Annotated in this window: 24 protein-coding genes; 11 read left to right on the forward strand and 13 right to left on the reverse strand. The window is 63.5% G+C overall.

Annotated features, from left to right (window positions below; genetic code table 11):
- Positions 1-60: 60 nt before the first annotated feature.
- From B058_RS0103060 to modC, 6 genes are all read left to right on the forward strand, one after another.
- A complete protein-coding gene (locus tag B058_RS0103060) occupies positions 61-996 on the forward strand; it encodes a LysR family transcriptional regulator (protein ID WP_018507002.1) in 936 nt (311 codons plus the stop codon).
- The gene (locus tag B058_RS0103065) at positions 993-1340 is read left to right on the forward strand and encodes a winged helix-turn-helix domain-containing protein (protein WP_018507003.1); all 348 of its coding nucleotides are present in this window, start codon (positions 993-995) and stop codon (positions 1338-1340) included. The genes B058_RS0103060 and B058_RS0103065 overlap by 4 nt, the downstream gene beginning before the upstream one ends.
- 15 nt (positions 1341-1355) lie before the next feature.
- Positions 1356-1610: a hypothetical protein gene (locus tag B058_RS16335; RefSeq protein WP_018507004.1), complete on the forward strand. Its 255-nt coding sequence runs from the start codon at positions 1356-1358 to the stop codon at positions 1608-1610.
- Positions 1611-1698: 88 nt separating this feature from the next.
- On the forward strand, positions 1699-2451 hold the full coding sequence (modA, locus tag B058_RS0103075) for a molybdate ABC transporter substrate-binding protein (protein WP_018507005.1): 753 nt from the start codon (positions 1699-1701) through the stop codon (positions 2449-2451).
- Between the two features lie 3 nt (positions 2452-2454).
- Positions 2455-3138, forward strand: a complete 684-nt coding sequence (modB, locus tag B058_RS0103080) for a molybdate ABC transporter permease subunit (protein WP_018507006.1) — start codon at positions 2455-2457, stop codon at positions 3136-3138.
- Positions 3135-4199, forward strand: a complete 1065-nt coding sequence (gene modC, locus B058_RS0103085) for a molybdenum ABC transporter ATP-binding protein (protein ID WP_018507007.1) — start codon at positions 3135-3137, stop codon at positions 4197-4199. Before modB ends, modC begins: the two co-directional genes overlap by 4 nt.
- Positions 4200-4212: 13 nt before the next feature.
- Here the strand turns inward: modC and B058_RS0103090 are convergent, their stop codons facing one another.
- The 3 genes from B058_RS0103090 to B058_RS0103100 all read right to left on the reverse strand — a co-directional run bounded on the left by B058_RS0103090 (position 4213) and on the right by B058_RS0103100 (position 7341).
- Positions 4213-4575: a YidH family protein gene (locus B058_RS0103090; protein WP_018507008.1), complete on the reverse strand. Its 363-nt coding sequence runs from the start codon at positions 4573-4575 to the stop codon at positions 4213-4215.
- A 2-nt stretch (positions 4576-4577) separates the two neighbouring features.
- Positions 4578-5483, reverse strand: a complete 906-nt coding sequence (locus tag B058_RS16340) for a hydrogen peroxide-inducible genes activator (protein ID WP_018507009.1) — start codon at positions 5481-5483, stop codon at positions 4578-4580.
- 136 nt (positions 5484-5619) lie between these two features.
- Positions 5620-7341: a chloride channel protein gene (locus tag B058_RS0103100; protein WP_018507010.1), complete on the reverse strand. Its 1722-nt coding sequence runs from the start codon at positions 7339-7341 to the stop codon at positions 5620-5622.
- 443 nt (positions 7342-7784) lie between these two features.
- Between B058_RS0103100 and katG the strand changes: the two genes are divergently transcribed.
- On the forward strand, positions 7785-9956 hold the full coding sequence (gene katG / locus B058_RS0103110; RefSeq protein WP_026240592.1) for a catalase/peroxidase HPI: 2172 nt from the start codon (positions 7785-7787) through the stop codon (positions 9954-9956).
- Between the two features lies 1 nt (position 9957).
- Here katG and B058_RS17750 read toward each other — a convergent pair whose 3' ends face one another.
- On the reverse strand, positions 9958-10125 hold the full coding sequence (locus B058_RS17750) for a hypothetical protein (protein ID WP_157265495.1): 168 nt from the start codon (positions 10123-10125) through the stop codon (positions 9958-9960).
- A gap of 90 nt (positions 10126-10215) precedes the next feature.
- Between B058_RS17750 and B058_RS17755 the strand changes: the two genes are divergently transcribed.
- Together B058_RS17755 and B058_RS0103130 are read left to right on the forward strand one after the other, a co-directional pair.
- Positions 10216-10383 (forward strand): hypothetical protein, encoded by a 168-nt coding sequence (locus tag B058_RS17755; RefSeq protein ID WP_018507015.1) that lies wholly within the window; start codon positions 10216-10218, stop codon positions 10381-10383.
- 334 nt (positions 10384-10717) lie between these two features.
- Positions 10718-11281, forward strand: a complete 564-nt coding sequence (locus tag B058_RS0103130; protein WP_018507016.1) for a ferritin-like domain-containing protein — start codon at positions 10718-10720, stop codon at positions 11279-11281.
- A 20-nt stretch (positions 11282-11301) separates the two neighbouring features.
- On the opposite strand, the gene B058_RS16345 is transcribed toward B058_RS0103130, so the two are convergent.
- Together B058_RS16345 and B058_RS0103140 are read right to left on the reverse strand one after the other, a co-directional pair.
- On the reverse strand, positions 11302-12102 hold the full coding sequence (locus B058_RS16345; protein ID WP_018507017.1) for an HPP family protein: 801 nt from the start codon (positions 12100-12102) through the stop codon (positions 11302-11304).
- A gap of 17 nt (positions 12103-12119) precedes the next feature.
- Entirely contained in the window at positions 12120-12467 is a 348-nt protein-coding gene (locus tag B058_RS0103140) for a TusE/DsrC/DsvC family sulfur relay protein (protein ID WP_018507018.1), read from the reverse strand.
- Positions 12468-12571: 104 nt separating this feature from the next.
- Between B058_RS0103140 and B058_RS0103145 the strand changes: the two genes are divergently transcribed.
- Positions 12572-13426 (forward strand): LysR family transcriptional regulator, encoded by an 855-nt coding sequence (locus tag B058_RS0103145; RefSeq protein ID WP_018507019.1) that lies wholly within the window; start codon positions 12572-12574, stop codon positions 13424-13426.
- Between the two features lie 19 nt (positions 13427-13445).
- On the forward strand, positions 13446-13841 hold the full coding sequence (locus B058_RS0103150; protein ID WP_018507020.1) for a hypothetical protein: 396 nt from the start codon (positions 13446-13448) through the stop codon (positions 13839-13841).
- 22 nt (positions 13842-13863) lie between these two features.
- Here the strand turns inward: B058_RS0103150 and B058_RS0103155 are convergent, their stop codons facing one another.
- Genes B058_RS0103155 through B058_RS0103185 form a run of 7 tightly spaced genes read right to left on the reverse strand, consistent with a single transcriptional unit; the run spans position 13864 to position 20530 of the window.
- Positions 13864-14475, reverse strand: coding sequence for an SAM-dependent methyltransferase (locus B058_RS0103155; RefSeq protein ID WP_018507021.1), 612 nt, complete (start codon positions 14473-14475; stop codon positions 13864-13866).
- Between the two features lie 10 nt (positions 14476-14485).
- Positions 14486-15196, reverse strand: coding sequence for a DsbC family protein (locus tag B058_RS0103160; RefSeq protein ID WP_018507022.1), 711 nt, complete (start codon positions 15194-15196; stop codon positions 14486-14488).
- Positions 15197-15225: 29 nt separating this feature from the next.
- Entirely contained in the window at positions 15226-16386 is a 1161-nt protein-coding gene (locus tag B058_RS0103165) for a UbiH/UbiF family hydroxylase (RefSeq protein ID WP_018507023.1), read from the reverse strand.
- Positions 16383-17531 carry an FAD-dependent monooxygenase gene (locus B058_RS0103170; protein ID WP_026240593.1) on the reverse strand — a complete coding sequence of 383 codons (1149 nt, stop codon included), beginning with the start codon at positions 17529-17531 and terminating at the stop codon, positions 16383-16385. The genes B058_RS0103165 and B058_RS0103170 overlap by 4 nt, the downstream gene beginning before the upstream one ends.
- On the reverse strand, positions 17516-18817 hold the full coding sequence (locus B058_RS0103175) for an aminopeptidase P N-terminal domain-containing protein (protein ID WP_018507025.1): 1302 nt from the start codon (positions 18815-18817) through the stop codon (positions 17516-17518). Before B058_RS0103175 ends, B058_RS0103170 begins: the two co-directional genes overlap by 16 nt.
- Positions 18807-19508 (reverse strand): N-acetylmuramate alpha-1-phosphate uridylyltransferase MurU, encoded by a 702-nt coding sequence (gene murU / locus B058_RS0103180; protein ID WP_018507026.1) that lies wholly within the window; start codon positions 19506-19508, stop codon positions 18807-18809. Before murU ends, B058_RS0103175 begins: the two co-directional genes overlap by 11 nt.
- 14 nt (positions 19509-19522) lie before the next feature.
- Positions 19523-20530 carry an aminoglycoside phosphotransferase family protein gene (locus B058_RS0103185; protein WP_018507027.1) on the reverse strand — a complete coding sequence of 336 codons (1008 nt, stop codon included), beginning with the start codon at positions 20528-20530 and terminating at the stop codon, positions 19523-19525.
- Positions 20531-20542: the final 12 nt, after the last annotated feature.

Raw genomic sequence — 20542 nt, forward strand, 5'->3', positions numbered from 1 at the left:
ATGGACGCCATGATGCCGATGGGAATACTATGAAACAAACGAATATTTTTCATTGTTTATATGAATATCAATCATATCGAGCTGCGTCACCTGCGGCTGCTGCAGGCCGTGACGGAAGCCGGCGGGCTGACTGCCGCGGCCGAACGCCTGCACCTTACGCAGTCGGCGGTGTCGCATCAGTTGAAGGCGCTGGAAGACGCGCTGGGATTGCAGCTGATCGAACGCGCCACGCGTCCGCTTGGCCTCACCGCCGCCGGGCGCCGGTTGTTGACGCTGGCGCATGCCGCACTGCCGCAGGTGGATTCGGCGCTGCGCGACCTGGCCAAGCTGAAAGACGGCGACGCCGGCGAATTGCGCATCGCCGTGGAGTGCCATACCTGCTACGACTGGCTGATGCCCGCCATGGATAGCTACCGCGACGTCTGGCCCGGGGTGGAACTCGATCTGCTGGGCGGTTTCCAGGCCGACCCGGTGGGTCTGCTGCTGGATGGGCGTGCCGATCTCGTCATCACGTCGGAAACCGTGCCGCGCGCAGGTATCGCGTATGCGCCGCTGTTCGGCTTCGAGATGCTGGCGCTGCTAACGCCGGATCATCCCCTCGCCGCGAAGAAATGGCTGTTGCCGGCCGACTTTGCCGGCCACACCCTGATCACCTACCCGGTGCCGGAAGACCGCCTCGATCTGATCCGCCGCGTGCTCGCACCGGCCGGAATCAAACCGGCGCGGCGCGAAGCACAATTGACGGTGGCCATCCTGCAACTCGTCGCCAGCCGCCGCGGACTCGCCGCGCTGCCGGCATGGGCGGTCGCGCCCTATCTCGAACGCGGCTACATCGCTGCACGCCGCATCGGCAAGCACGGCCTGTGGGCCGAACTGCACGTCGCGGTACGCGAGGCCGATGCGGCGCGCGCCTACGTCGCCGATTTCATCGAAACCGTGAAACGCGACAGCTTTGCCCGCCTGCCGGGCATCCGCCCGGCTATCATCGCACCATGACGCCCCGCCTCACCTTCCGCCTCATCCTCGGCGACGACATCGCGCTCGGACCCGGCAAAGTCCAGTTGCTCGAAGCCATCCGCGAAACCGGTTCCATCGCCGCGGCCGGCCGTGCCATGGGGATGAGCTACAAACGCGCCTGGCATCTGGTCGACACCATGAACCGCTGTTTCGTTCATCCGCTCGTCGAAGCCAGCAAGGGCGGCGCGCACGGAGGAGGAGCGCAGCTCACGCCGCTGGCCGATGAAGTGATCGCCCTGTACCGCCATCTGGAAACCCGCGCCCGCAAGACCACCGAGGCGGACATGGCCAAACTCGCCCGGCATCTGCGGACGGACGGCTAAGTCTGCAGCACGCCCATGCTGACGCTCGACAAGCTCAACATCTATCGACGCTTTGATGGCGACCTGGACGGCTGGGCACGAATCGCGAACGGCCACGACGCCACGGGCATCACGGACGCCGACTGGCTTCTGATCGAAGAATTGCGGCAGGGGCTTGACCTGATCGCTGCAGGCCAGGCGTCGCAGACGTTTACTGCCTTGCTCGAATCGCGCCTCCTCCACACTACCGCAGACGAAGCCACGCGACAGGCGTTGCGCGCGTTGCGCTAACCCGCCCGGAGATGCGTCGCTTGTTCTTTCCCCATTCGATATGACATACTGGATATATCGAAACGTGCATCTTGCCCAGGGGACCTTCATGACACGCGTATTCAGGAAACTGGCATCCATCCTTGTGCTGTCCGCATCCGCCAGCCTGCCCGCTGCGGCAGACACGGCGCATATCGCCGTTGCCGCCAACTTCACCGCGCCGATGAAGGTGCTATCCGCGCGGTTCGAACAGGCGACCGGCCACACGCTCACCCTGTCGTCCGGTTCGACCGGCAAGTTCTACGCCCAAATCAAGAACGGTGCCCCGTTCGACGTATTGTTGGCCGCCGACGACGACACGCCGGCCCGGCTGCAGCGCGAAGGCGATGCCGTCGCCACCCGCAATTACGCCATCGGCAAGCTTGCCCTGTGGAGCGCCAACGCCAATCTGATCGACGGCACCGATGCCGTGCTGAAGCAGAACCGTTTCAGCAAGCTTGCCGTCGCCAACCCGAAGCTGGCGCCTTATGGCGCCGCCGCCCGGGAAGTCCTGGCCAAACTCGGGCTCCTCGATGCAGTCGCAAGCAAATTCGTGGTGGGCGAGAACATCGGCCAAACCTATCAGTTTGCCGCCAGCGGCAATGCCGACATCGGCTTCGTCGCCCTGTCCCAGATCATGCAGAATGGCAAGCTGACTCAGGGCTCGATGTGGCTCGTACCCAGTCAGCTGTATTCGCCGATCCGCCAGGATGCCGCCCTGCTGAAGCACGGCGCCGACAATGCGGCTGCGCGCGCGCTGCTTGATTTCCTGGGAACGCCGGACGCGCAGGCTATCATCCGCAGCTATGGCTACGATCTGTAACCCATGTCCCTGACCGAGGCCGATACGTCGGCCATCCTGCTGACGCTGAAGCTGGCTGCGATCACGACCGCGCTGCTGATGCTGATCGCCACGCCGCTGGCCTGGTGGCTGACCCACACGCACGCACGCCTGCGCGCGGCCGTAACCGCGCTGGTGTCGCTGCCGCTGGTATTGCCGCCGACCGTGCTGGGGTTTTATCTGCTGGTATTGCTGGGGCCGCAGGGTGCGGTCGGACACTGGATGCAGCAACTTGGTTTATCGACTCTGCCGTTCACGTTTGCCGGGCTGGTGGTCGGATCGGTGGTGTTTTCGCTGCCCTTCGCGGTACAGCCGATCGCCAATGCGTTTGCCGCCATCGGCACGCGCCCGCTCGAAGTGGCCGCTACCTTGCGCGCCTCGCCATGGGATCGTTTCGCCAGCGTCGCCATCCCGCTCGCCCGACCCGGCTTCACCACCGCCGCCGTGCTTGCATTCGCCCACACCGTAGGCGAGTTCGGCGTGGTACTGATGCTGGGCGGCAATATTCCGGGCCAGACGCGGGTCCTGTCGGTGGCGATCTACGATCATGTCGAGGCGCTCGAATACGCCGACGCGCACCTGCTGTCGGCCGGATTGGTCGCGTTTTCCTTCCTCGTGCTGCTGATGCTGGGCCGCTACAGCGGACATTGGCAGCGGACCCCGATATGAGCCGGATCGAAGGACGCTTCCGCGCCACGCTCGGCGAGTTTTCGCTCGATGCGGATTTCAGCGTGCCGTCGCGCGGCGTCACCGCCCTGTTCGGCCAGTCCGGTTCGGGCAAGACGACGCTGCTGCGGCTGATCGCCGGGCTCGCGCGTGCGCCCGGACGCCTCGTCGTCGACGGCGAAGTCTGGCAGGACAAGTCGGTCTTCGTTCCCACTCATCGACGCGCGCTCGGTTATGTCTTCCAGGAGGCCAGCCTGTTTCCGCACCTGTCGGTACGCGCCAACCTGGAATACGGCTGGAAGCGCGTGCCGCCCGCGGAACGCACCATCCAGTGGGATGAAGTGGTCGACTGGCTGGAACTGGCGCCGCTGATCGCGTTGCGGCCGCATCAACTGTCGGGCGGCCAGCGCCAGCGCGTGGCGATCGGCCGCGCACTGCTGTCGTGCCCCCGACTGTTGCTGATGGACGAGCCGATGGCCGCGCTCGACACAGGCGCACGCGCCGACATCCTGCCGTACTTGGAACGGCTGCATCACGCACTCGAACTGCCCCTGCTCTACGTCAGTCACGCGCTCGACGAAGTCGCGCGCCTGGCCGACCATCTGCTGCTAATCGAGGCCGGCCGCCTCGTCTACCAGGGCTCCCTGACAGAAGGCCTGACCCGGCTCGATCTGCCCTTGGCGCACCGCGACATCGCCGCCACCATCATCGATGCCATCGTGATCGCACATGACCGGGCGCTCCAGCTCACCCACGTCACCCGCGGCCCTGTCGCGCTGGAATTGCCTGGCCTGCACGGTTCGCCCGGCGCGCCGCTCAGGGTGCGCGTCGCTGCACGCGACGTCAGCCTGACACTGTCCATGCCGCAGCAGACCAGCATCCTGAACCTGCTGCCGGCCCGGGTCATCGAGCTGGCCGACGATGCGCCGGGGCAGGTATTGGTGCGGCTGGCGCTGGACGACACGGTGCTGCTCGCACGCATCACCCGGAAATCGGCACTGTTACTGGGGCTTCAGCCTGGCACACCAGTGGTGGCCCAGGTGAAAAGCGTGGCCGTGGCCTGAGGAGCGGCAGAGCCTACAGTTCGGAAAATAGGTAAGCCAGCAGCGCGAAACCGAGCAGCACGACCGACAGGTTCATTGCAATCCCGCCCCAGGTGCAATAGCGCTCGGGAATTTCGATCGGCTTCAGGGTGCGCAGCACGCGCCTGAACTGCACGATGGAAAAACCGATCACGACCAACGCCAAACAGATGAAGGCGATGCCGATCCAGAAGGACAGATCCCGTCCCGCATGACCGGTCTGGCGCAACACATGCAGAAACAGACCGAAGCGTTCGAGCACGAAGCCGAAGGCCATCAGGGTCAGGCCGGTGCGGTTCCACGCCATCAGCGTGCGTTCGGCGGCGAAAAAGACGCGCGGGTCGTTGAGATCGGACATGCTCAGACAGGCTCCACTTCAGTTGGTAAAGTCGCTTTCAGCGTCGCAGCGAGGCGTTCGAATGTCTCGGGAAACGGCGCGCGCTTGCGCCACACCAGGCCGATGGTTCGGCCGGGCGCGGGTTTCTTGAACGGGCGTATTTCGACCGCCTTTTTATTGACACGTGGCGCAGCATCCACCGACAGCGCCGGCAGCAGCGTCAATCCCAGTCCCATGGCCACCATCTGGCGCAGGGTTTCCAGACTGGTCGCGCGCACTTCCTCGCGCCCGCGCGAGCCGGTGCCGCAGACATCAAGCGCCTGGTCGCGCAGGCAATGGCCCTCGTCGAGTAGCAGCAGCTTCTCCTTCATGATGTCCGACACCTTCAGTACATCCTGCTTGGCGAGCGCGTGCCCGGCAGGCAGCGCGGCGAAAAACGGTTCGTAAAACAGCGGCTCGACACGCAGGCCGTCGTCGGTCACAGGCAGCGCCAGCAGACCCGCATCCAGCCTGCCGTCAACCAGATGCTCCAGGATCTGCGGTGTCATCTCCTCGCGCAGCAAGAGGCGCAGCCCCGGATGCTTCTTGTGAACCAGGGTCAGCGCGTGCGGCAGGTAATACGGTCCCAGGGTGGGAATGACACCGAGATGAAGCGTGCGCGACATCGGATCCTGCGCGTGCTTGGCGAGTTCGCGGATACGTTCGGATTCTTCGACGATATTGCGCGCAGCCGCAAGAATTTCCCGGCCGATAGGGGTGGGCGTGACGCGCTTCAAACTGCGGTCGAACAGTGTCACGCCGAGGAAATCCTCCAGCTTCTTGATCTGCGTTGACAACGTCGACTGGGTGATGAAGCAGGCTTCGGCGGCGCGGCCGAAGTGCCCGTGATCGGCAAGGGCCACCAGGTATTTCAGCTCTTGAAGGGTCATGGAGGTTTTGTTTTTCCGTCGGCTGTCCCGAAAGCCGTATTAGACAACGGAAGCGGCCACGCATGAAGCCGGCAAATCCCATTGTGCCTTGCCCGAGAAAATGCCTATCCCCAATGCGCCATCCAGCGGCGACCGTTCAGCGCATTTTCTCGCGTAAGGTTTCCTCTTCGATCAAGCGGCGGTTAGGTCCGAGCAGGTCGCGCAGCGACAAGGTACCGATGAGATGCATGCTGACCAGATCCTTCACCACAGGCAGACATCCCATTTCAAGCTGGGCCATGCGCCCTGCGGCTGTGCGCGCGGTTGCCCCCGGCAGAAGCACATGTTCGGGCTGCAACGGAATGAGCACATCCATGCAGCGGGCCGATGAGCATGCATGTTTGCGCAGCGTCGGATAATCGAGTATCCCCAGTACACGTCCTTCGCCGATCACGGGATAGGTCCGATGCGGGTCATGATCGTCGCAATAACGCGCCAAGGCATCCGCCACTTTCAAGGCACCGTCGAGCGCTATGACGTCGGGGTTCATCAGATCGCTCACGTGCTGACGTTCCAGCGGATCGACACCATATTCGCGGAAGATGTGCAGGCCCCGACGCGCGATCTTCTCGGTCATGATGGAGCGTTTCATCGTCAGCGTGGTTAGGCCATAGGCCACGGCAGTCGTCAGCATCAAGGGCAGCAATGCCTCGCTGTCATGCGTCAGACCGAAGGCGAAAACAATCGCGGTGAGCGGCGCACCAAGCGTGCTGCCCAGCACACCCGCCATGCACACGAGCGCCCACAGGCTGGGAGAACCACCCGGCAGGTAAGGGGCCAGCAGGGTGCCCAGGCCGGCCCCCAGCATCAGCAACGGCGCGAGCACGCCTCCCGAAGTGCCCGAACCGAGCGCAACGACCCAGATGATCGCCTTCACCGTCAGCAGCGCGATCGCGGCAGCGACAAGCAGATGGCCATTGAGCAGGTCGCCTATGACGTCGTAGCCCATGCCCAATGCGCGAGGTTCGAGATAGCCCCCGATCCCTACAATCAGGCCTCCGATAGCCGGCCACCACATCCAGTGCAGCGGAAGCTTGTGGAAACCGTCCTCGATCCTGTAGAGCGCCAACGTCAACAGCGCAGCCAATACGCCGCACAATAAACCCGCGGCAACGCATGAGGCAAACGCAATCGTGGAAACCGGGTCGGTATGCAAAGGGAAGAGCGGACCGGGCGCAAACACGAGGTTACGCAGAAAGCCGGCGACGGCACAGGCAAGCGCAACCGGCAACAAGCTGCGCGGGCGCAGCTCGAACAGCAACAACTCGACAGCCAGGAGCAGCGCCGCGACAGGCGTGGCGAAGATTGCCGTCATTCCGGCACATGCGCCTGCGACCAGCAAGGTTTTACGCTCGGCGGCGGTAAGATGCAGATACTGCGCAACCAGCGAACCCAACGATCCACCTGTCATGATGATGGGCCCTTCGGCGCCAAACGGGCCACCGCTGCCGATGACGATGCCCGACGAAAGCGGTTTGAGTACCGCCACTCTCGCCGACATCTGGCTCTTGCCGAACAGGATGGTCTCCATGGCTTCGGGAATGCCATGACCCCGGATCTTTTCGCTGCCGTAACGCGCCATGAATCCCACTAGCAGCCCCCCTATCGCCGGCACCAGGATGACGCCCACTCCCAGCGCATGCTGCGCCGGCGAGATGTCGGCCCACGATAGGCGCTGGTAAAAAAACAGATTGGTAAAGAAGTGGATCAGCGCGAGCAGTGCAGCGGCCGCAAACGTACTGGCAACGCCTATCAACAAGGCAACGCCGGACACCATCACGAGCCGGCGGTCGACCGAATAATCCCGCTTGGCGTGCATCACATGATTTTCCTGGACTTCATTGGCACCTGTCCTGAAGACGTCGATTGATTCGCATAGACGAAGTCCCGCGTTAAACCCAACACTAACTCGGCTGTCCGCATGTCCCCGTAGGTACGCCAGGCTGGAGCACCTAACAATTCGAACGTCCAGAATATATCACAATGCGATATATCAATCCGACGCCCGGGCCTGTTGCGCACCCGGTCGGCCCTCGGCATGAACGGGCGCACAAAATGTACGCAGGGCCGGATGAAGCACGGACCATCCAATCCCCACTCGGAGTCAGCGATAGAAGCCCTCTCAAACCAACGACCCGGGTCCACCCATACCATTCGTTTTTATCAATGAAGGAATTTCAAACTATTCATGAGACAAATGTTCATTCATGGCCTTAAATGCAGACACTCCGCAGCGGAGCCGAATATCGATAGGAGAAGGTCATGTCTGGGAACAAATGTCCGTTTCATCACAAAGCCGGGAGCGGTATGTCGAACCGGGACTGGTGGCCAAACCAGTTACCCTTGGAAATCCTGCACCAGCATTCCCCTCAATCCAACCCCATGGACAAGGAATTCAACTACGCCGAGGCATTCAAGAGCCTCGACCTGGCGGCAGTAAAGAAGGACCTCCATGCCCTGATGACCGACTCGCAGGACTGGTGGCCAGCGGATTATGGCCATTACGGCCCTTTTTTCATCCGCATGGCGTGGCATAGCGCAGGCAACTACCGCACGGGTGATGGCCGTGGCGGCGCAGGCCACGGCAACCAGCGTTTCGCACCCCTCAACAGCTGGCCCGACAACGTCAACCTCGACAAGGCACGCAGGCTGCTTTGGCCGATCAAGCAGAAATACGGCAGGAAGATTTCCTGGGCTGACCTCATCATCCTCACGGGCAATGTCGCCATGGAATCGATGGGATTCAAGACCTTCGGTTTCGCCGGCGGGCGCGAGGATATCTGGGCGCCGGAGATCGACGTCTACTGGGGCAATGAAGAAAAATGGCTGGACGACAAGGCGCGCTATTCCGGCGAGCGGGATCTGGAGAATCCCCTCGCGGCCGTGCAGATGGGACTGATCTACGTCAACCCGGAAGGCCCGGGCGGCAACCCGGATCCGGTTGCGTCCGGCCGCGACGTGCGCGAGACCTTCGCGCGCATGGCGATGAACGACGAAGAAACGGTCGCCCTCACCTGCGGCGGCCACACCTTCGGCAAATGCCATGGCGCCGGCGATGCGGCGCTGGTCGGGCCCGAACCCGAGGCTGCCGGACTCGCCGAACAGGGGCTGGGATGGAAGAGTGCTTACCGCAGCGGCAAGGGGGGCGACCAGATCGGCAGCGGACTGGAAGGCTCGTGGACGCCGACCCCGACCCAATGGGACATGAGCTATCTCGACATGTTGTTCGGCAACGAGTGGGAACTGACCAAGAGCCCAGCCGGCGCGCATCAATGGACGCCGAAACAGGCGACCGACAGCAATATGGCGCCGGCCGCCGCCGACGCGTCGAGGAAAGTGCCCATCATCATGACCGCCGCCGACATGGCGATGCGCATGGATCCGATCTACGAGCCGATCGCACGACGCTTTCACAAGGACCCGGAAGCCTTCGCCGACGCCTTTGCGCGCGCCTGGTTCAAGCTGACCCACCGCGACATGGGTCCGCGTTCGCGCTATCTCGGCCCCGAGGTGCCCAACGAAGAGCTGCTCTGGCAAGACCCCGTCCCAGCTGTCGACCATCCCCTGATCGATGACCAGGACGCCACCGCGCTCAAGGCCCAGGTGCTGGCATCCGGGCTGTCTGTCCCAGAACTGGTCTCGACCGCCTGGGCGTCGGCGTCGACGTTCCGCGGTTCGGACAAGCGCGGCGGCGCGAACGGCGCGCGCATTCGCCTCGCGCCGCAGAAGGACTGGGAAGCCAACCAGCCGGCGCAGCTGGCAAAAGTGCTGGGCCAGCTCGAAGGGATCCAGCGTACGTTCCATAGCGGTGGCAAAAAGGTCTCGATGGCGGATCTGATCGTGTTGGCAGGTTGCGCCGGCGTTGAACAGGCCGCCAAAAATGCGGGGCACACGGTGACGGTACCGTTCACGCCGGGCCGCACGGACGCCTCGCAGCAGCAGACCGACGTCGAAGCCTTCGCTGTGCTCGAGCCGATCGCGGATGGCTTCCGCAACTATCAGAAGGCCAGATTCACCGTCTCGGCCGAGGAGCTGCTGCTCGACAAGGCGCAGTTGCTGACGCTCTCGGCGCCCGAAATGACGGTGCTGGTGGGCGGCATGCGCGCCCTGAATGCCAACGTCGGGCAATCCCCGCATGGCGTCTTCACCATGCGACCGGGGGCGCTCACCAACGACTTCTTTGTCAACCTGCTCGACATGGGAACGGAATGGAAGGCGGTCTCGGAGGCCGAGGACACATTCGAAGGGCGCGATCGCAAGACCGGCGAAATGAAATGGACCGGCACCCGCGTCGATCTGGTGTTCGGCTCGAATTCCCAACTGCGGGCATTGGCTGAAGCCTATGGAAGTTCGGATGCGCAGGAGAAGTTCGTCCGCGACTTCGTGGCGGCCTGGACCAAGGTGATGAATCTGGATCGCTTCGATCTCGGCTGATCTACTGGAAGAACGCGGTTGCCTGTATTTCGATGAAGCGTGCTTCCAGATCGGCACCGTCATCCCCGTATCGGGCAAGGCCAGCGATGGTGCCACGTTGCGCGATGCCGCGGCGGACATCGGGACGCTGCGCGGCCGCATCGAATACATGTAGACAGATGGAGGACACAACCATGCTGAAGAACTGGCAAAACGACCTACTACTCACGGCATTGGCCATGCTGGGCGTCGGCATCAAGGGCGTCGGCCTGGAGATGACATGACTGAAGCGCTGAGCCTGCCGAGCTATCGCTATCACCTGCACGACCTGGATCATCTGCACCTCGTGGTGGCGGAGGATGCCGATCGACGATCCGAAACGGGACGACCCCATCGTTTCTGGCGAATCGCCCGTTCGAGGACCGGGTCTGCCGTTGCCAACCATTGATATTGCCTATCAGAACTTTAGATTTTTTGTGTTTCCAAAATGGAATGGGATGCTGTCAAATGAATCCACGATCAACATCGTCGAGACAAACCAAGCAATCACGAGCATGGCTTCTATGCTGACACATCAGGGGTAGCGATCATGGCATTAAGTTCGTACGGCATTTATGGGAACTGGCGGTAGTGGCCTCTGGCTGTGCTGGCCAGCATCTGGCGCGTGGCCACGGGCGAGGCCGATGCCGCGTACGGCTAGGCCTGATGGCAGGATTCGCGGTGATGAAGATGCTGGATACCGCACTGGGATAATTTTTCAATCCATTTTCAAGGAGGCGACCATGGCAAAAGCCAAAGCTGCATCGACAACCAAACACCCCTTCCTCACCGACATCAAGACCTTGCGCGCCCGCGCCCGCAGGCACATCGAGAACGGCGCCGTCACCGACGGCTACCGGGCCGATCGCGCCACGGTCATCAAGCTGCTGAACGAGGCACTGGCCACCGAACTGGTGTGCATCCTGCGCTACAAGCGGCATTTCTTCATGGCCAGCGGCATCAATGCCGACGCGGTGGCACAGGAATTCCTGCAGCATGCCACCGAAGAACAGGGCCATGCCGACCTGATCGCCGCACGCATCGTGCAATTGAAAGGCGAGCCCAACTTCAATCCCGACGGTCTGGCGATGCGCTCGCATGCCGAATACGTCGAGGGCGACTCGCTCGTCGACATGATCAAGGAAGACCTGGTGGCCGAGCGCATCGCGATCGAAAGCTACGGCGAGATGATCCGCTACCTGGGCGACAAGGATGTCACCACGCGCCGCATGCTGGAAGACATCCTGGCGATGGAGGAGGAACACGCCGACGATCTATCGAGCCTGCTGGAAGATCTCGGCCGCTAGATACGCGGTCAGGCCCTGCGCTACCTCGCCGCTTCGGCAACCGGCTCAGGCGTCAGCCCTGCCGTTTCGGCAGTATGCTGGTGATGTCCCAGTGCCAGTGCATAAATTTTCTGCAGATCCTCTTCACTGACGTCGATGAAGGTATCGATCTGGCTCAATGCGTAAACCAGGTCGCTGTGCGGGATCATGCATTTTTCGTCTGTGTCGGCAGCGTCCGCCGTAGGCTCGGATACCACCGCCATACGCCACCACGCCTGCGGATAACGCCGCCAGGAAAACGGAAAATTGTAGGCCACTGCCACCAGCAGGATGATCACGGTATTCACCATGATGGGCATCACGACGAATCCGTAGCCCAGCGCATGAACCGTTTCGCCCCCCACTACGGCTGTGAGCGCGGTGGCACCGCCGGGCGGATGGAGACAACGCAGGGGGTACATCAAGGCAATGGACAGGGCGACAGCCATCGATGCGGCCAGCATCGGTTCGTGGCCCAGCCACTGCTGACTGGCGACGCCGGCCAGTGCCGACACCAGATGGCCGCCAAACACCGACCAAGGCTGCGACATCCCGCCATGCGGGGCGGCGAACAGCAGTACGGCAGAGGATCCCATCGAGCTTGCGACCAAAACGGCAACGTGGCTGCCCACCAGAAGACTGCTGACCCACCATACCAAAAGAATACCGAACAGTCCGCCGACACCCGATATCCAATGCTCGCGCTCCGAAACCGTATAACCGATCTTCAGCGCATCCCAGCCCCGCTTGAGGCCAGCCCATTTTCGCGCGACACGCTCCGAAAACGTCGAGGCAGTTTCCATTGTTCTTGGTCTCCCGCTCACACGTCGAGCATCAGTTTCAACGGCTTGCGCATGCCTGCGATGCGGCATGCCTGCTGGCCATAGCCATGCGGAAACAGGTCGTACATGGCCTGCTTGGCGGCACGCTTATCCCTTCCTCCTTCGGCCAGGTGCTGGATTACCCGGCGCGCTTCAGGCACGCTTTCGGTGTCGCCGTACCATGCACGGATGAAATCGATCACCTGCCAATGGGCGGGCGTCAGCACCAAGCCGTCTTCGGCCGCCAACAATTGAGCAACGGCCCGGCTCCAGTTGGCGGGATCGAGCAAATAGCCCTCGTTGTCGCGCTCGGGTATCAGACTGGCCAGTTCGGCTCGACGGTTCATGGCAGGCTCCTGTTCTTGAGACGAGCCCAGTTTAGAGAACTCTTATATATCCATCCAACGATAAATTTTGGTGTTTAATATCGGCAAAACCGATACTTGGAAATATGGACACCGAACTCGCTCGTACTTTCCTGGCTGTGGCCGCCACCGGCAACTTTGTCGCTGCGGCGAGCCGTCTCCACGTCACGCAGTCAACTGTCAGCGCACGCATTCATACGCTGGAAACCACGCTGGGCGCACGCCTCTTCCATCGCGGACGCAACGGCGCAGAACTGACGCCTTCGGGAAAACGCTTCCTGCGCCACGCCAAGCATCTGGTACGCACGCTGGAGCAGGCCTTGCACGACGTCGGCCTGCCGCAGGGGTTTCGCGATGTGCTGACTCTGTCCGGGCGTATCGCGTTGTGGGAAGGCTTCCTGCCGCACTGGGTGGACTGGATGCGTAAAGCCGCGCCAGACGTCTCGCTGCGCCTGGAGATCGGATTCGAATCCGACATCATGCAAAGCCTGATCGAAGGTACGGTGGACATCGGCGTGATGTATACGCCAACCTCGCGCCCCGGGCTGGTGGTGGAACCGCTGTTCGACGAAACCCTGCTGCTGGTAGCCAACGACCTTGCGCGCGGCTGGCCGGACGAAGGCTACATCCACATCGACTGGGGCCCGGAATTCCATGCCCAGTTCAGCGACCACTATCCCGATGCGCCGCCGCCCACGCTGGTCGCCAACATCGGCTGGCTGGGCGTGCAGCAGCTCCTGACGTATGGCGGCAGCGGGTATTTCCCGCAGCGCCTGGTGCGCCACTATATTAAAGATGGCCTGCTATGGCATGTGCCGGACAGCCCGCAGTTCAAGCTGCCCGCCTATATGGTGTTCCCGCGCGACAGCGAGAGCGACAGCGCCACCCTGAAGCAAGCGCTCGACGGCTTGCGTGAACTGGCCCAGGCAGAGCAGTCGTGATATTGGCAGGACATGCCGCATGAACCGGCGCCTTGTGCGCGGGTTGGGGCTGCTGGCCGCGGTGCTTTTTCTGACAGGCTGCTTCACCGACGCCGCGACCCGGCTTGCCTATGACATCGAGTCCGGCGTGAACCGCATGAACCGGCTGAACCAAGCGCGCTACAGCATCCGCCACACGCCCGCGGAATCCAGCGAATGCACAGGTCCTTACACCGTGCAGCTCGACAAGGTCGGGGCCTTGATCGTGTGGTGCAAGGATACGGCCGGAAACGTCGTCGCAAGCGGCAGCACGTCGTATCACGCGCGCTTCATCGACACGCCGACAACCTTCATTCTGGACAAGCCGGCCGGTTCAACTCTGGCGATAGACCTGGAGCGCCGCGCAGGCCGCGTGGTTGTGGCCGATGTGCACTAACCCCTTTCAGCAGGGCTGAGATTCAACTGCCCGGTTTCCGCGCCACCAGGTCGATCAGGGCCGACATGCCGTGATGATGACTGCCCTCGCGGATGACGGACTCATGTTCGGCCAGATGCAGGATGTCCCAGTCGCCGAACCAGCCGCGCAGTAAATCGGCGGTATACATGTTGGCCGCACTGGGCGGGCCGCCGGTGCCGAACTCGATCTGCTTCGGCGTGTAGCCCTGCAGAATCAGCAGCCCGCCCGGCTTCAGGCAGCGGCGGATGCCGGCGATGACATGGTCGCGCTCGGGAGGCGGCGCGAACTGGATGAAGATGGCAGCCACCAGATCGTAGGCCGCTTCCGGCCAATTCCAGCCGAGAATGTCGACCTGCTCGAAGTCCAGCGCCACGCCGCGGACGGCCGCCAGCTTGCGGGCCTTTTCAAGCGCCACCGGCGACACGTCGACCGCATGCACCCTGGCGCCCTGCTCGGCCAGCCACACGCCGTTGCGGCCTTCGCCGTCCGCGATGGACAAGGCCTGCATGCCAGGCTTGATGTGCGCAATCTGGCTTTCGAGAAATCGGTTGGGTGCGGTGCCGAAGATATAGTCGTCGGTGGCATACCGCGCGTCCCAGAAACTCGAACTCATCCCGCCATCCTTACTTGGCGTTTGCGGCGAGCAGTTTTTCGAGTTGCGCAGCCGGCACCATGCCGGGCACGCGCTGGCCGTTGGCAAAGAACAGGGTCGGCGTACCGGACACCTTCAGCTTGTTGCCCAGTGCGATGGTCTCCTCCACCGGGTTGCTGCACTTGCCGTCATTCTTGGGCACCGCACCGCTCGTGATGTAGTTTTCCCATGCCTTGTTGCGGTCGGGCGCGCACCAGATCTGTTTCGAGGTCTGGGTGGCCTGGGGATGCAGGCCTTCGATCGGATAAAGGAAGGTATACACCGTGATGTTGTCGACCTTGGCAAGCTCGGCCTCGAACTTGCGGCAATAGGGGCAATCGACGTCGGAAAACAGGACCAGCTTGCGTGCGCCGTTGCCCTTGACGGTTTTCAACGCATTGCCGAACGGAAAGTTGTCCCATTTCACGGCCTGCAATTGGTTCAAGCGCGCCTGGGTCAGGTTGGCGCGGTTCTTCAGGTCGATCACGTCGCCGGCGAACACGTATTGCGCCTTGGCATCCACATAAACCAGCTGACCGTCGAGATAGACCTCGAACAGGCCGCTGTAGGGCGTCTTCTGGACCGAGTTGATGGTGGCGCCCGGGAACTGCTGCGTCAGCGCCTTGCGGATGACCGCTTCATTGGCCTGCGCGGTCGCAGCGAACAGCAGGGTTGCGGCCAGCGCCAGGGAGGTGGATTTCATTCGAGACTCCAAAAAAACATCATAAAAACCTAGGACATCGCCTCGCGAACCAGGGCTGCCTTCATCGGCGGCAGGTGATCCACGATCCGCATCCCGGCGTTGCGCAGCCAGCCGGCGCGCTCGTCGGCAAACAGATGATGCAGGCCATGGGTGAGCGCCTGCATCCGCCGCACCGGTTCGGCACGCTCGCGGGCATAGCGTTGTAACACACGGACGTCACCGCAATAAGAACGGGCTGGACGCCGGGCCAGCACGTCAACCAGGATTTCGGCATCGCCGAAGCCCAGATTGACGCCCTGCCCCGCCAGCGGGTGCACGCCGTGGGCCGCGTCGCCGATCAGCGCCACGCCGGATGCAACGACGGCATCCACCCGGATCAACCGCAGCGGGAATGCCGCAGCAGGCGTGAGCAGACGCAGGTCGCCCAGACGATCGTGGCCCGCCGCACGCACCTGATCGGCCAGGACCGCACCGTCCAGGGCAAGCAGTTCGTCCGCATGGGCTGTCCGGGTTGACCAGACCATCGACATACGGTTCCCTCCCAGCGGGAGCCAGGCCAGGATATCGCTGTCGAAAAACCACTGGAACGCAGTGCCGCGGTGCGAACGCTCGCATTCGAAATTGGCCACCACCCCGCTCTGGCCGTAGGGTGTCAATGTCGAGGTCAGACCGGCCCATTCGCGGATGCGGGAGGCCGCTCCGTCGGCGCCGACGACGAGTTCGGCCTCCAGCGTCGTGCCGTCGCCCAGCGTCAGCCGTGTCGACGCGCCGTCCCTGACGAGCGATTCAATCGCCGCGGGGCAGTGGAGCGCCACGTTGCCGTCGGCCTCGATCGCCTGCCACAAGGCATGCTGCAACCGCCCGCTTTCGAGTATGGTCGCCAGATGCGACACGCCCGATTCGTAGGCATCGAGACGGATCGTGCCACGGGCATCGCCCGTCACGTCCATGCGATATACCGGCTGGATACGGCCGGCGTCCAGCCGCTGCCAGGCACCGATGCGTTCGAGAAAACGCTGCGGCGCCGGGCTGATGGCGTAGATGCGCGTGTCCCAGGTGTCGGTCGGGGCTTGGGGCAGCTGGCGCTCGACCAGCGCAACCCGCACACCCTGTCGCCCGAGCGCCAGGGCGGCCGCCGTGCCCACCAGCCCGGCCCCGACGATGACGACCTGATAGCGGTCGCCGCTCATCCGCGCGCACCGAACATCATGCGTCGCGCGACGAAGGTTTTGAGCGGCGGCAAGGCTTCCAGCGCCAGCAGGCCCAAGCCGCGCGCATGGCGCAGCGGCGCGACATCGTTGGAGAACATCCGCACCAGGAAATCGGTAAAACCGAGGCCGCCCATCACGTCGGTCCGACGCCCGCGGGCATAGGCCGCGAGCATGGTCGCGCCGCCCATCTCCGTCTCTGTCGTATCGCCGCACAGGCTTGCCAGTTCCCAGGCATCGCGCAGGCCGATGTTGAAACCCTGACCTGCAACCGGGTGCAGCGTCTGTGCAGCATTGCCGATGCGCACTACGCGCCCGGCCGCTTCGCTGCCGGTATACGCCAGTCTGAGCGGAAAGGTCTTGCGCGGGCCGGCCTGGAGGAACCGCCCCTGGCGACCGCCGAAGTGGCGCTGCAAGGCAGCGAGAAATTCCGCGTCCGGCAGGGCGGCGATGCGCTGGGCCTCGTCGCTGCGCGCGGTCCATACCAATGCGTACCGATCGTCCTTCGGCAGCAGTGCCGCCGGCCCTTGGGGTGTAAAACGCTCAAAAGCCTGGTTGGCGTGTGGCAGTTCGGTTTTGACGTCGCACACCACGGCCATCTGATCGTAGTCGCGTTCGAACCTGGGCGGCGGCACCTGGTCGCCGCGCCCACCGTCGGCCACCACCAGCAGCGGTGCCGCCAGCGTACGTCCATCTGCGGCATGCAGGGTCGCAGCCTCGGCGCCGGGCTCGATGCGGTCCACCGCCACACCATACTCGACCGCGACACCCGCATCGCCCAGCATCTGTTTCAAGGCGGCGGTGAGTTCGGCGTAGGGCAGCACGTAGCCCAATGCCGGCACGCCGATTTCTTCTGCCGCAAGCCGCGCCACGCCGAGCGCACCGCGCTGGGAGATATGGATACGGGTGATCGGCGTGACGCCGTGCAACCGGTCCCACACGCCGAGACGCTCGAGAATCAGGCGCGAGCCATGGGAGAGCGCCAGGGTGCGGGTGTCTGCGCGCGCATCGGCCGGCTGCGCCTCGAGCACGCGTGCGGCGATGCCCTGCTGCCGCAGCGCCAGCGCGCACACTGCGCCGACCGGACCGGCGCCAACGATCAGGACACGGCTCACGGGTTCATCCATGCCTCGATCTCCGCGACCGTTTTCGGCGGCGTGGTCAGCACCTCGCAACCCGACTCGGTCACGACCACGTCGTCCTCGATGCGGATGCCGATGTTCCAGAACGCCTCGGGCACGTCGTCCGCCGGACGGATATAGAGGCCTGGCTCGACCGTCAGGGTCATGCCCGGCACCAGCGGCCGCCATTCGCCCTGCAGCTTGTACTCGCCGGCGTCGTGCACGTCCATGCCCAGCCAGTGGCCGGTGCGATGCATGTAAAAACGGCTGTAGCCGCCCGACTCGATGAGGCCGTCGACCTCGCCCTGGAGCAGGCCGAGGTCAACCATGCCCTGCGTCAGCACGCGCACCGCCGCCTCGTGCGGGCTGTTCCAGTGGCTGCCCGGCCGGATCGTGTCGATAGCCGCCGCCTGCGCGGCCAGAACCAGTTCGTAGGCCTCCTTCTGCGCTGCCGAAAAGCGGCCGTTCACCGGAAAAGTGCGGGTGATGTCGGCCGCATAGCTGCCGAACTCGGCGGCGGCGTCGATCAGCAGCAGGTCGCCGTCGCGCAGTGGCCTGTTGTTGAAGACGTAATGCAGCACGCAGGCATTGGCGCCGCTGGCGACGATGGAGGTGTAGGCCGGCGCCTCGGCACCGCCGCGGCGGAAGGCGGAGAGCAGTTCCGCCTCGATCTCGTATTCGTGGCCGCCCGGCCGGGTCGCACGCATGGCGGCGCGATGCGCACCGGTGGAGATCTCGGCGGCGCGGCGCATCAGGGCGAGTTCGTGGGCATCCTTGACGAGGCGCATCTCGTCGAGCCAGATGCGTGCGTCCACCATGCGGTTGGGCGCATGCACACCGCTGCGCGCCTTGGCACGCACGGCGTTCAGCCAGCCCATCACCTGCGTGTCCCAGGCCATGTCGCGGCCGATGAGATAGGCCAGCATCGGCTGGTTCTCCAGCAGCCTGGGCAGTTCCGCATCCAGTGTGTCAAACGCAAAGGTGTCGTCGAAGGCGAAGACTTCGCGGGCCGCCGCGGGCCCATAACGGAAACCATCCCAGATTTCCCGTTCTTCGTTTTTCTCGCGACAGAACAGGATGTGACGCGGCGCTTTGCCCCCGACCAGCACCACCACCGCTTCCGGTTCGTTGAAGCCGGTCAGCCAGTAGAAATAGCTGTCGTGTCGATAGGGATAGTGGGTATCGCGGTTGCGCGCCACCTCCGGCGCAGTCGCGATGACCATCACGCCGTCACCCAGTTGTTCCAGGACCCGCTCGCGGCGGGCACGGTAAATTGCGGAATCAGGCTGCATGGTGTTGTCTCAGTTCCTCGTCCAGGGCCGCCAGACGGGCCGGCGTACCGACGTCGACCCACTGCCCGGAATAATGCTCGCCACTCGCCCGCCCGGCATCGATCACCAGTCGCAGCAGCGGTGCCAGCGGCGCCTTCTCGCCCGCCATCGTGTGGGCGAACAGCGCACGATGGTAGACGCCGATGCCGGAAAAAGTGAGTCGGGCCGGGTCCGGAGTCAGCGGCGTATCGGCGTTTCTCACCCGGCTGCCGTCGAGTACGAAATCCCCATTCGGATGATGCGGGGGATTGTCGACCAGCACCAGATGGGCCTGGTCGTGGCCGACGGCGAGCCGCGCCAGCGGTTCGGCAAGCCGGCTGAAATCAAATTCACAGTAAATGTCGCCATTGACCACGGGGAACACCTCGCTCTCGATCAGAGGAAGCGCGGTGGCGATCCCGCCCGCGGTTTCCAGTGCGCTGACTTCACGCGAATACTCGATCGACACGCCATACGCGGCGCCGTTCCCCAGCGCATCCTCGATCTGCTGACCAAGATGCGCATGGTTGATGACGATATGGGTAAAACCGGCCGCACGCAGGCGCTCGATGTGCCAGACGATGAGCATCTTGCCGCCCACCGACAGCAGCGGCTTGGGGGTGCGGTCGGTGAGCGGGCGCATGCGCTCGCCGCGCCCGGCCGCCAGGATCATCGCCGTAGCCGGGTTCAAAACGTATACCCCGCCTGCGGCTGCCTGTCCTGCAGGGCATCCAGCAAGAACAGCAGCGGCTTCAGTTCGTCGTAGCGTTCGCATGTCTTGCGCAGGTAGTGCATCACCCGCGGCATGTCCTTCAGATAGCCGTCCTTGCCGTCGCGGTGATACAGCCGCGCGAAAATGCCGAGCACCTTGATCTGGCGCTGCGCGCCCATCCACTCGAAATCGCGCCAGAACTCGCCGAAATCCTCGCGCACCGGGAGGTGGGCGGCACGCGCCTTTTCCCAGTAGCGGATCACCCAGTCGAGCTGCTGCTCCTCGTCCCACTGGATGTAGGCGTCGCGGTAAATCGAGGCGAGGTCGTAGGTGATGGGGCCATACACCGCATCCTGGAAGTCGAGAATACCGGGGTTGGGCTCGCTCACCATCAGGTTGCGCGAATGCCAGTCGCGATGCACGTAGACCTGCGACTGCGCCAGGTTGTTGGCGAGGATGCGCCCGAACACGGTCTCGAGGATGGCCCTCTGCTCGTCCTTCATGACGACGCCCAGATGTTTCGCCACGTACCACTCGGGAAATAGCATCAGTTCGCGGGTCAGCAGTGCGCGGTCGTATTCCGGCAGCACGCCCGGGCGGCTCGCCTGCTGGATGTGGATCAGGGCGTCGTTCGACGCCAGATACAGTTCGCGTGCCACGTCTTGATTGGATGCGGCTTCGCCGAGCGCCGACAGATAAGTGGTATTGCCCAGATCGGTCAGCAGCAGAAAGCCCCGGTCGAGGTCCTGTGCCAATACCTGCGGTACATTTACGCCGGCATCGGCAAACAGCCGGGCGACGGCAATGAACGGCCGGCAATCCTCGTGCGCCGGCGGGGCGTCCATCACGATATAATCGCGGCCTTTGGCAGTGACGCGAAAATAGCGGCGAAAGCTGGCGTCCGCCGACGCCGGGGCGATGTCCAGCGACTCGCCTCCCAGTTGTCGGGCGGCCCAGTCCTGTAAAGCTTGCAAACGTTCCACTGCCACACTGCT

This window comes from Thiobacillus thioparus DSM 505, assembly GCF_000373385.1.
In the GTDB taxonomy this organism is placed as follows: Bacteria; Pseudomonadota; Gammaproteobacteria; order Burkholderiales; family Thiobacillaceae; genus Thiobacillus; species Thiobacillus thioparus.

Excerpts from the sequence above, each read along its gene's own strand:
- B058_RS0103060 (WP_018507002.1), top strand. The coding sequence starts at position 61 with ATGAATATCAATCATATCGAGCTGCGTCACCTGCGGCTGCTGCAGGCC.
- B058_RS0103065 (WP_018507003.1), top strand. The coding sequence starts at position 993 with ATGACGCCCCGCCTCACCTTCCGCCTCATCCTCGGCGACGACATCGCG.
- B058_RS16335 (WP_018507004.1), top strand. The coding sequence starts at position 1,356 with ATGCTGACGCTCGACAAGCTCAACATCTATCGACGCTTTGATGGCGAC.
- modA (WP_018507005.1), top strand. The coding sequence starts at position 1,699 with ATGACACGCGTATTCAGGAAACTGGCATCCATCCTTGTGCTGTCCGCA.
- modB (WP_018507006.1), top strand. The coding sequence starts at position 2,455 with ATGTCCCTGACCGAGGCCGATACGTCGGCCATCCTGCTGACGCTGAAG.
- modC (WP_018507007.1), top strand. The coding sequence starts at position 3,135 with ATGAGCCGGATCGAAGGACGCTTCCGCGCCACGCTCGGCGAGTTTTCG.
- B058_RS0103090 (WP_018507008.1), bottom strand. The coding sequence starts at position 4,575 with ATGTCCGATCTCAACGACCCGCGCGTCTTTTTCGCCGCCGAACGCACG.
- B058_RS16340 (WP_018507009.1), bottom strand. The coding sequence starts at position 5,483 with ATGACCCTTCAAGAGCTGAAATACCTGGTGGCCCTTGCCGATCACGGG.
- B058_RS0103100 (WP_018507010.1), bottom strand. The coding sequence starts at position 7,341 with ATGCACGCCAAGCGGGATTATTCGGTCGACCGCCGGCTCGTGATGGTG.
- katG (WP_026240592.1), top strand. The coding sequence starts at position 7,785 with ATGTCTGGGAACAAATGTCCGTTTCATCACAAAGCCGGGAGCGGTATG.
- B058_RS17755 (WP_018507015.1), top strand. The coding sequence starts at position 10,216 with ATGACTGAAGCGCTGAGCCTGCCGAGCTATCGCTATCACCTGCACGAC.
- B058_RS0103130 (WP_018507016.1), top strand. The coding sequence starts at position 10,718 with ATGGCAAAAGCCAAAGCTGCATCGACAACCAAACACCCCTTCCTCACC.
- B058_RS16345 (WP_018507017.1), bottom strand. The coding sequence starts at position 12,102 with ATGGAAACTGCCTCGACGTTTTCGGAGCGTGTCGCGCGAAAATGGGCT.
- B058_RS0103140 (WP_018507018.1), bottom strand. The coding sequence starts at position 12,467 with ATGAACCGTCGAGCCGAACTGGCCAGTCTGATACCCGAGCGCGACAAC.
- B058_RS0103145 (WP_018507019.1), top strand. The coding sequence starts at position 12,572 with ATGGACACCGAACTCGCTCGTACTTTCCTGGCTGTGGCCGCCACCGGC.
- B058_RS0103150 (WP_018507020.1), top strand. The coding sequence starts at position 13,446 with ATGAACCGGCGCCTTGTGCGCGGGTTGGGGCTGCTGGCCGCGGTGCTT.
- B058_RS0103155 (WP_018507021.1), bottom strand. The coding sequence starts at position 14,475 with ATGAGTTCGAGTTTCTGGGACGCGCGGTATGCCACCGACGACTATATC.
- B058_RS0103160 (WP_018507022.1), bottom strand. The coding sequence starts at position 15,196 with ATGAAATCCACCTCCCTGGCGCTGGCCGCAACCCTGCTGTTCGCTGCG.
- B058_RS0103165 (WP_018507023.1), bottom strand. The coding sequence starts at position 16,386 with ATGAGCGGCGACCGCTATCAGGTCGTCATCGTCGGGGCCGGGCTGGTG.
- B058_RS0103170 (WP_026240593.1), bottom strand. The coding sequence starts at position 17,531 with ATGGATGAACCCGTGAGCCGTGTCCTGATCGTTGGCGCCGGTCCGGTC.
- B058_RS0103175 (WP_018507025.1), bottom strand. The coding sequence starts at position 18,817 with ATGCAGCCTGATTCCGCAATTTACCGTGCCCGCCGCGAGCGGGTCCTG.
- murU (WP_018507026.1), bottom strand. The coding sequence starts at position 19,508 with ATGATCCTGGCGGCCGGGCGCGGCGAGCGCATGCGCCCGCTCACCGAC.